General features: G+C 40.1%; 7 protein-coding genes. 1 reads left to right on the top strand and 6 read right to left on the bottom strand.

What is annotated here, in order from left to right:
* From E1176_RS12140 to E1176_RS12130, 3 genes are all read right to left on the bottom strand, one after another.
* On the bottom strand, positions 1-4,140 hold a 4,140-nt coding region (locus tag E1176_RS12140), incomplete at its 3' end, for an Ig-like domain-containing protein (protein WP_155210905.1).
* Between the two features lie 194 nt (positions 4,141-4,334).
* Entirely contained in the window at positions 4,335-5,408 is a 1,074-nt protein-coding gene (locus E1176_RS12135) for a polysaccharide deacetylase family protein (protein ID WP_155210904.1), read from the bottom strand.
* A gap of 6 nt (positions 5,409-5,414) precedes the next feature.
* Positions 5,415-6,203, bottom strand: coding sequence for a glucosaminidase domain-containing protein (locus E1176_RS12130; RefSeq protein WP_155210903.1), 789 nt, complete (start codon positions 6,201-6,203; stop codon positions 5,415-5,417).
* A 103-nt stretch (positions 6,204-6,306) separates the two neighbouring features.
* On the opposite strand from E1176_RS12130, the gene E1176_RS12125 reads away from it, so the two are divergent.
* Entirely contained in the window at positions 6,307-6,840 is a 534-nt protein-coding gene (locus tag E1176_RS12125) for a HEAT repeat domain-containing protein (protein WP_185152774.1), read from the top strand.
* A 22-nt stretch (positions 6,841-6,862) separates the two neighbouring features.
* On the opposite strand, the gene E1176_RS12120 is transcribed toward E1176_RS12125, so the two are convergent.
* From E1176_RS12120 to E1176_RS12110, 3 genes are all read right to left on the bottom strand, one after another.
* Positions 6,863-8,506 (bottom strand): ABC-F family ATP-binding cassette domain-containing protein, encoded by a 1,644-nt coding sequence (locus tag E1176_RS12120; protein ID WP_155210901.1) that lies wholly within the window; start codon positions 8,504-8,506, stop codon positions 6,863-6,865.
* A gap of 109 nt (positions 8,507-8,615) precedes the next feature.
* Positions 8,616-9,257, bottom strand: a complete 642-nt coding sequence (locus tag E1176_RS12115) for a hypothetical protein (RefSeq protein WP_155210900.1) — start codon at positions 9,255-9,257, stop codon at positions 8,616-8,618.
* A gap of 70 nt (positions 9,258-9,327) precedes the next feature.
* Positions 9,328-10,102, bottom strand: a 775-nt coding sequence (locus E1176_RS12110) for an alpha/beta hydrolase (protein WP_185152773.1), incomplete at its 5' end; no start/stop codon positions are given.

Raw genomic sequence — 10,102 nt, 5'->3', positions numbered from 1 at the left:
TTGATCAATAACAATCGTAGCTACATCGTCTAACGAGCTTTCTATGCCATCTCCTGTAAGTCTAAATTCAGGAAATGTGATTGTAACCTCTGGTGAGCTCAATATACTCATATCAACAATAAGCTGACCGGAATACGTGCCGCTATTAGCTGAGCCTAGTGTTGTTATAAATGTGGCTTTCCCAGTAGCCACGGTTTTATTGATGGTGTTATCCATAATGAACTCTCCAATGTCAGCTAAAGGTCCTGCTTGATTAATCACGTTAGTTAAATCTGCCTGTGCAGTAGCAAGTTCAGCATTAGCAGTATTTAATGCATCCAACGAGACGTCAAAAGCTGCTTGCAGTGCACCTCTTGGTGATCTCACCTGAGCTAGTCGCTGCTGCATACGATCGAGTGCCGATGTATAATACGCTAATTTTTGCTTGGCATATCTTAATGGACCATCGGCCTTTGTTGCAGCAAGAGCCTTCGCAATAGGGTTTGGAATACAAACGTCTATGCGTGGGGTAAGGCAACCACAACTTCTAATACATGGATACCCACAAGTAAAGAAACCACAACTTCTGCTACACCAACCCGGGGTGACACATGGTGCCGGACATATATTCGTGCAAATCTGATCATCTAACAATATGCCGGCAATCTCATTGGCTATTCCTAAAACAGCGCTGTTGGCATCGGCAACCTGGCTCTGTAAACCGGCAATTGGAGCGGTAAAAGTAGCAATTTGGGCATCAAGGAAATCAAGTTTGCCTTTATCGATTCCAAATTGACTAAGTGCGGCATCAGCAGCTTTATCAGCAAGTTTTACAGCTTCACGACCAGCCAAAATAGCCGCACGCGTGGCTTGAGAAGCAAGGTCCAGACGCTGTATTATTTGATTATCAAATTCTGTTTTAAAATCTGATTTAAGGCCAAAAGTCACTGTTAATTCTGGATCGCTAAAACCGGCAGATAGGGGAGTGACCACACCATAAACAGTTGCATTTAATATACCGGCTGCTCCACCGCCACCTCCGGTCTGAGGCAGCATCTTACCATGTGCTACCACATGAGCCCCGGGATCAAGTTTTATGCATGGTATCGTAATACATTTAAAACTTTTATCCGTAACTGGAATTGTGTTTACAACAACTCCCGCCTGCGTGCCTTCATCAAAGACACTTAATTTTGAATTGATTTGTGAAGGCTTTAAACCATCAAGTATTGCCCCCCAATAACAACCGCTGTTATCCGGGTCAATCACATATTCTATTCGTAGAGATTTTCCTTTTACAGGCACCTTGATGTTGATTCGTGTCTTTGTACCATCCTTGGTTGCCCAAAAATAAGCCGGTAACCTCTCCATCATACTTTTAGCAATCTGCTTGGCTGTGTCTTCCGGAATTATAGGGAGGTTTGCTATCAGCTGATCCAGACCATCTGCCAAATCCCCTAAAATACCATTAGCTGGTTTTAATGGACAGGCAGCGCCCTCAATAACTCCTCCAATTGGATTTAAGATATCATTGAGAGTTAATGATTTAAGATCTCCATAAGTAGCTGGAGGAAATGATGCCTCGAAAGAGGGAGCCAGCTCTTCTATAGATTGTACGATGACATTAACCCCAAATGGGATCCTGTTTATCAAGGTCGTATCTGTTGTATTTCTAACGACAACATCCATATTAAAGTCGTAACTGCTCCGAACTGACTGGTCTAGTGGGGTTGCCAGCGTAAGGAAGTACTGATTTCCTGTACCCATCAGATTGAAATCTTCAGTGCCGACTCCCGGGTTAGTATCATCAAATTCGAAACGATAAATTGAGGTAACTGGATTGCCATTCGCTTCCAGATAAAGTACTGTATCTCCTACACTTGTATTTTCTTTCAGCTGATAATCGTAAGAGATATTAGGAGTATAGTATCGATATAGCTGTCTCCAATCCTCTGAAGCATATTGCTTGGCGCGAATATCATGTATTTCTCCTCTGGAAAATATAAAATGCATATCCACACTGTCTTTCAGCCCAGCGGCATCTTGAGCGACAATTCTGAAATAAAACTCTGCTTCAAACGCGGTACCATCAGGATCGCCCATACGTATGGCGCCCGTTTCGTCTATAGAAACTGATCCTTGCCAGTCCTCATCCACAGGTATCCAAAAAATATCATAAGCAGTAACTCCAACATTGTCACTGGCTTCTACTGTTGTTAATACAATCTCTTCTCCCACGTCAAAGGTGGCAGATTGCTTCATCAATTCAGCTTTGTTAAGAATGGTAGGAGGTGTTATGTCAGCAACAACTATGTATAATTCTACATTGGTTTGATTACCAACTTCATCAGTGGCCTGAAATTTTAGCGTATAAGTACCGAGATCTTCTACTGAAAAATGATCTATGTCAGAAAGCACTTCCAACACAGTTCCATCATCATCAACCGCTGTAGCTGTTGGTAAAGTGTATGGTATACCCTGACCAACAGTAATCGTCTCACCGGGCACATGTCCACCACTGATGGTGATCGAAGGGGCTATTACATCTGAATTAAGTATAAATAAACTGTCTGCAGCGCTATTGCCGGCTGGGTCGGTGGCCTGATAGTAAGCGACCGACAATCCTTTCGCAGTTTGGTCAAATGTTCCAAAATCTATTGACACAGCAAGTGTATCTCCGTTGTCATCTACAGCAAATGCAGTTGGCATCGCTATCGTAGAGGCATTGGTTGTGTACACGGTGTCAGCTACTTCAAAACCATCATTGAGAGTAATTACCGGTGGTAGCAAATCAACGACTGCGACTAAAATGCTATCAATAGCAAGATTGCCAGCGGCATCTGTTGCTGAGTATATAAATCGATAATCCGTTAGTGTTGAATCGTTAAATGTTGATGCATTGTAGCTATCATCTTGTGTAATCGTTACTTCCACCAAACTATCGACATTATCCATGGCAGTAGCCTCTGGTATGGGCAGGGCCATAAGTCTCTGTAACTGTACGGCATTGTCACCATCATATCCATCAATTGTCAATACAGGAGCTTCAATATCTGGTGGAATACTGGAAGCAATTGTAACCGAAAGAGTATCAGAATAAGAGGCATCTTCACTGCTTATCGCTACAATTTCAACTACGCCCGTATCCAAAGGGGTAAGTATACCTTTATCATTTATTGTAGCAATGCTTTCGTCAGAGCTTGACCATAATGCCAATGTATCTAATTCATTAAAAGGCATCATTATGGCATTGTAGATGTGAGTCTCTTCAAGAATGACGTCCGCTTCTCCAAAAATATGCAATCCGTCAGGGGTTTCTTCATCAGGGCGATCTGGCTCAAAAGACAGCTGGATGCTACCGGCAGCACCACCGCCATCCTGTGCAGTTGCAGTAATGGTCACCTGACCATTACCATATATAGTTACAAGCCCTTCTTCGTCAACCGAAGCAATATTTTCATCATTTGAAGTCCAAACTACGGTTTTGTTTGGTGCATTGGCCGGAAGAATATCCAATGTCAAAGGCATAACGTCCTCAGGTAATTCCTGATTAAGGCCTGAATAATCAAGGACACTTACACCTAATGATTGAATAACAATCGGGGCAGCCGGAGATGCGCCTAAAGCATTTGTCCAGCTAGAGCCATTATATACCTGAAACTCACCTTGCTCACCGCAAGTATTACAGAAAATTATAGAACCCGTTGCCGGATTATTTATTTGATCTCTAGCGTCTGCGGTCATGTCTCTTACCTGTCCCAAAGACCTCGCATGTAATGCGTAAGGAAGGCTATTTAGTGGTGAGGTCATTGAGATATTGAAATCGCTACCACCATTTAAGTCAATTGCAGATTTTATAGTGAATGTCCCGGCACTCCAGTCAATATTTTTGAATATTCCGGTAGTCGCATTACCTGTACCAACCAAAACACTTGCCTGACCAAAAACAGGTTTGACAGCAGTGAAAACCTCCTGGTAGACGGTGGTAGTACTATTTGCGATGGTAATTTGAACGGCTACTTCATGATCATGTACAGCATTTCCGATACCATCTTTAACCAGAATTTGGTAGTTGAAGACAGAAGGTGCTTGCGCGATGGAGAGAGAAGATAATGAGAGCAGTAATAGGGTAAGAAACGAACGAATTTTAATTAAAGCCATCCGCAAGTATAATTATTTTTTCAAAAAATTAACACGTATTTCTTATATATTCGACTATACGGTTATACTAGATAAGTTCAATTAATTGAAAAAAGAATAGCTCAGTGTTATGCTAAGGGTGTTTTAAATCGTTTAAACGAGGTAAAAAATGATTGTCTGTCTGTAGAGAAAATTATACACAAGAAATAGTACAATTATTTCACCTCGGGGTTTACCCAAAGATGACTATACCAGTGCCAGTTGCCTTCGCTGTCAGGAACCGTAATCGTATAAAGGGTTCTTCTGCGTTTACCTAAGGCTGATTTAGGTGAAATTGAAATGCTAATGTCGTCACCTTGTTCTGTCAGTTTTACATCACAATCATTACCCTGAATAAAACATTGGAGACGACCTGTTTGCAAATTTCCTTTATCAAAAGTTAAAGTGAGTTCAGGCCTCTCTGTATTGCTATTTATGACAGAGGAATGAGGCTGTTTTTCATTGACACGTAAGGCTTTCATCTTTATTTTTTCTTTGAATTTTGCGGGTGCTGAGTAAAACTCAGACATAGGAAATCTCGGACACTGCATTAAATCAGAATTTTCATAAATCACTCCTGAGTTTTGAGCCGCAGCTGCTACAAAGTCAAAATCTGCCACTATTGCCTTCATTTTAGGATCCAGTTCACCATAGGGGTAGGCAAAAGTAATGGGCTTCTCACCGGTATTTTCTTCTATTAGTTTTTGCGATAGTGCGATCTCATCTTCAAAGATCTTATACCGTTCGTTTTCAGATTTATTCAAAAAGTAATCGTGCGAGTGGGTGTGATTACCTATTTCTATATTATGCTTTTTAGCCTCTTTAATGTCGCTCCACGACATATAGTCTCCACCACCCACAGTTTTGGTGTTTATGTATAGCGTAGCTGGAAAGCCGTATTGCTTAAGTAAAGGCAATCCATTTTTGTAAAAGCTCTTGTAGCCATCATCAACTGTTATAACTGCTGTTTTCTTAACATTTTGGCCAGATTTGAGGTATTCGATAGCCTCTGAGAATGTAAGCACCTGATAGTCATTATTTTTGAAGTATTTTAAATGCGCTTCGAAGTGTTCGAGCGAAACGTTGGTTGAAGGAAATCTACTATCCCCAAATCGGTGATATACAAATGCCACGACTTCTTTGTTGCCATTGGTGTCAGATTCAATTTCTTCTTTTTGATTACTAGGCTGCGTGCTACAGCCAAAAAATTGTAAAGTGAGTATGATTGTAACTAGTGTATTTTTAAACATACAATTCTATTTTTCTACAAAGTATTGAGGGTCAATTTGATAGTTGTCGTACTGTGTCAGATTGTTTTGTCTGATAATGGTTTTCAGCTGATACACATAATCCATACCGCGCTCAGAATACGGCTTTAAATGGGGGAGAAGTTCATCTATATTATCAGAATTGGCATTTGTTTTTCTAAAAGAGCGATAAGGCCGCGCTCTACCAATCGTGACAAAATAGTCTTCGATCGATTGAGAAACATCATTGTACTTTCGGAGGTAAACATTATTGCCATCTGCGGCAATTCGTTGCTCATCGCTGCGGTAAGACCAAATTCCAAATAAGTTATTGGCTTCTCTAAAGAATCTGGAAGAACCCCAACCACTCTCAACAGCTGCCTGTGCAATGGTAATGCTGTTAGGGTGCGTTTTCATTCTTAAAAGTAAGTTCTCAGCATCCTTTGCCTTGTATCGCTCAAACTGTTTTTGGTAATACAAAGAGTCTTGTGTGGTCCATTTCTTTTTAATAAGAAGAAGTTTAATGCTATCTCTTTCGTTCTCCAGGTGGTATCTGGCAATAAGAATAGCGGGTAAAATAGTGGCGATAAATTTTTGTTTAGAGTCCTCGACAGGTAAGTCGGCATAATTGGGCAAATTCTGATAAAGAACAGGCCTCACCAGGGTGTCTTCAAGCGCTACAATTTGCTCAGGACTAGCGAGTTCTACATACTCAGTTTTCAAAACACGAGTACCCTCCACACAGGTGGAGAAAATTAAAATAAACACAGTCCAGTAGTATATATGTGCCGATTTCATGTCTGAGTATAAACCAATAGTGAGAGATAAAGTTTACTGTGTCTCTGAGGTTGGTTTAGGAAAGAAGATACATGTAGTTTTGCTTTTTCTAAATATGAAGTGCATGACAGACATCCAACCTCTAATAAACCAGCTAAAAGGAGATCTAAATGACGATGCCTATCAGGTATCTGACCAACTGGCAGAAATAGGATCTGAGGAAGTAGTAAAAGCCATGGTTGATTTGATGGAAACTGCCGAAAATGAAGAGTCACGCATTATGGCCGCGCGTACATTAAGCTTAATTGAAGAAAACCAGGCAGCATTAACTCCACTGTTTGAGGCGATGGAAAACCCGGCAAATGAAGATATTAAGGGTGACCTGGTGAATGCACTTGAAGGCTTTGACCTAAGTCAGCATTATGTGCCTATATTTAAGCTTTTTCTTTATGGCAACTTTCGCGTGTCACGCCTGGCCAAAGACTTGTTAGATCACGAAGAGTTTGAAATAACACCCAGAGTGTTAAAGAAAGCCAGAAAAAACTGGAACCATTACGCCAATAATACCAAACAAGACGATGCTTTTGCTCTGCGTAAACAAGAGGTAGAAAATATGCTTGCTGATCTGGATGCTTTCGTTGAGAATAATATGGGTTAAGTAGCTTGTCTAGATATTAGCCTTACACCTTTGCCGTACGCTCAATTTCCTTCAGGTTTTCCATCTTTTTGTTTCTTAAGAAACCATTGATGTCTTCGAAATGCTCTTTTACTCTTTTGTTGCCAAACTCAAACACTTTATTGGCAAGGCCATCGAGGAAATCCCGATCGTGAGAAACGAGTATCAGCGTGCCTTCAAAGGCCCTGAGCGCGTCTTTTAGAATATCTTTGGTTTTGATATCTAAGTGGTTAGTAGGCTCATCCAGTATTAAGAGGTTAACCGGTTGTAGCAAAAGTTTGATCATAGCTAATCGGGTACGTTCTCCACCTGAGAGTACCTTTACCTTTTTTTCTATGGCATCACCACTAAACATAAAAGCACCCAGTAGGTCTTTAATTTTAGACCTAATGTCACCTTTGGCCGCTTCATCTACAGTTTGGAATACTGTAAGCTTTTCATCAAGTAGTGCAGCCTGATTTTGTGCAAAATAACCGATCTGACAATTGTGACCGATTTGCAATGAACCCTCATAATCGATCTCGTTCATTATAGCTTTGATCAGGGTAGATTTACCTTCGCCATTCTTTCCTACAAAAGCCACTTTTTCACCACGAGCAATGGTAAATGTTACGTTTTTAAACACCACATGATCTCCGTAACTCTTTGATAATTCATCTGTAATTACCGGGTAATTTCCAGAGCGTGGGGCAGGAGGGAATTTGATATTGAGAGCGGACGTATCGACTTCATCTACCTCTACAATTTCCATTTTCTCAAGCATTTTAACACGCGATTGCACTTGAAGGGTCTTTGAATAAGTGCCTTTAAAACGATCTATAAACTGTTGAATTTCAGCAATTTGTTTAGCCTGATCATCAAATTGCTTTTGCTGCTGCTCACGTCTTTCTTTTCTTAATTCGAGGTAGTGAGAATAGTTGGTTTTGTAGTCATATACTTTGCCTCGCGTGATTTCAATCGTACGGTTAGTAAGATTGTCAACAAATGTTTTATCGTGACTGATCACCATTACAGCTTTGGCACTATGCTTTAGAAAGTCTTCCAGCCACTGTACAGATTCAATATCGAGGTGGTTGGTAGGCTCATCGAGCAAAATGAGGTCAGGGTTTTGCAGCAATATTTTGGCTAACTCGATACGCATGCGCCATCCGCCACTAAATTCACTCGTATTTCTGGTAAAATCAGCCCTTACAAAACCCAGGCCTAGCAATGTTTTTTCTACTTCAGCATCAAAATTTACTTCTTCTATGCTGTAGTATTTCTCACTTAGCTCAGAGACTTCTTCTATGATTTTGCTGTAGGCATCAGATTCATAATCTGTTCTGGTTTCCAGTTGGTGGTTGAGCTCCTCCATGCGGGCTTTCATACCTAGAATTTTGGCAAACGCTTTAGAAGTCTCTTCAAAGACAGTACAGTCGTCTTCTGTAAGTAGATGCTGAGGTAAATAAGCAATAACAGCTTCTTTTGGTGCCGATATTTTACCATTGGTTGGTTTATTCACTCCGGCAATAATCTTCAGAAGAGTAGATTTTCCTGCTCCGTTTTTACCCATGAGGGCAATTCTGTCGTTGTCGTTTATGTTGAAAGTAACGTTGTTAAAAAGAGTAGAACCACTAAACTCTACACCAACTGCATCTACTGAAATCATAGTCTAAAAATTTGGCCGCAAAGGTATTAATAAGTTTTGCGAAAAAAGAGCAATGATTGAGATTAAACTTTGAAAGTGTAAGTAGTTGTAAATAAGTGACTATGAGGATCTATCTGCTCGCATAGCGAATGAGTTTTAGTGATTTTCGGCTATTTTTATATAGCCCCATCACCAGCCCTGCAAGACCCACCAACACGCTGACTGCAAACCAAATCATTAGGCTGTAATCATCAATAAAAGCACGGTAGGTAAAAGTTAAAGCGAATAGTATCAGACCTATGATTTGCCAGATTTTGTCTTTTTCTAACCTCTCAGTTTTATCGATGGATGGCTGTAGATTAACTATAATCTTGAGCTCGTTCCACTCCCAAATTATGAGTAGTAGATTTGCCAATAGCATAAGGCCTGTAATAACGGGTGTGTAGGCAAAATAGTAAGATAAAGTAATGACAAAGATGTTTGATATAATTGGAAGGTAAATGAGTGCACCAAGTTTAGAATACCTTTGGGTCATTAAAAGAAAGCCGGCAATTAACTGGCCTACTCCAATAAATTGCCAATACAAACCTGATTGGTACAAAGTTTCGAAAAAATGCCAGGCGCTATTGATTGGGTTCAATTCGCCACTTTCAGAAGTAAAGCGGTACCCTTTTATTTTAATGAGACTGGCAAATACAAATGCGTTTCCGATGAGGTACCGCGTGTAAATAATGAAAATCTGGGGCAGTACCATTTCTTTTATTCTCTTCATCTGTGTTGGCGTTTAGATGAAGACGAGAAGGTGCGTGCAATGTTACTTACCTCATTAAAATGTGGCTGAACTACTTTATAGCCTTAAGTTTTATTCCTTCCAGATAACTTGGTAAAAATAGTGAATTATGTGTCTGGCTGGTATATAATCTCGTGTGCAGCGTTACGTTTTTTGCTTTTTTAAGTTCCTCTATCAGCTCTTCAATTTTTTGTTTATGAAATGCAGGAACGGGTTGATAAGTAATGAATACGTTTACATTTTTATCATTTGGAATGCCATGTTTGACAACATCTGTAACCTCACCATCACTATACCAGATAGAGGGGTCATAGAGGTGAAGCGTTTCGAAGGGGTGATTTAATGATAAGATATAACCTGCAAAATAACCGCCCATCGAATGTCCGATAAGTGAATTTTTCCCATTTGTGGCATAGTTTGACTCTACAGCAGGCATAAGTTCTTTGGTGAGGTAATTATAAAATGCCAAGCCGCCACCAGCATTTTTGCTTTTATACCAGGTAGAATCAACCTTCTCACCATCATACTCCATTCTCGATTGGCTAAATGATAAATCCCGCGCTCGGGTATATTCCCAATCTATATGAGGTATGCCCACTATTATGCTCTTTTCAATCTTGTTATTGGCAGAAAAATCAAATTCCAGATTACTTATAAGATTAAAACGCCATTCGGCATCAAAAACATAGATGACATTATAACTAAGGTTATCAGAGTAATTTAAAGGCAGGCTGACCCAAAATTCACGATCCTGATTTAAATATGATGATTGTATGGTGTGCTTCGTAAACTTAAAAGTACAGGTATCAATTTGACTGAATCCTGGA

It is taken from the genome of Fulvivirga aurantia (assembly GCF_009711475.1).
Taxonomy (GTDB): Bacteria; Bacteroidota; Bacteroidia; order Cytophagales; family Cyclobacteriaceae; genus Fulvivirga; species Fulvivirga aurantia.
This window is presented reverse-complemented; position numbering and strand designations above follow the sequence as displayed.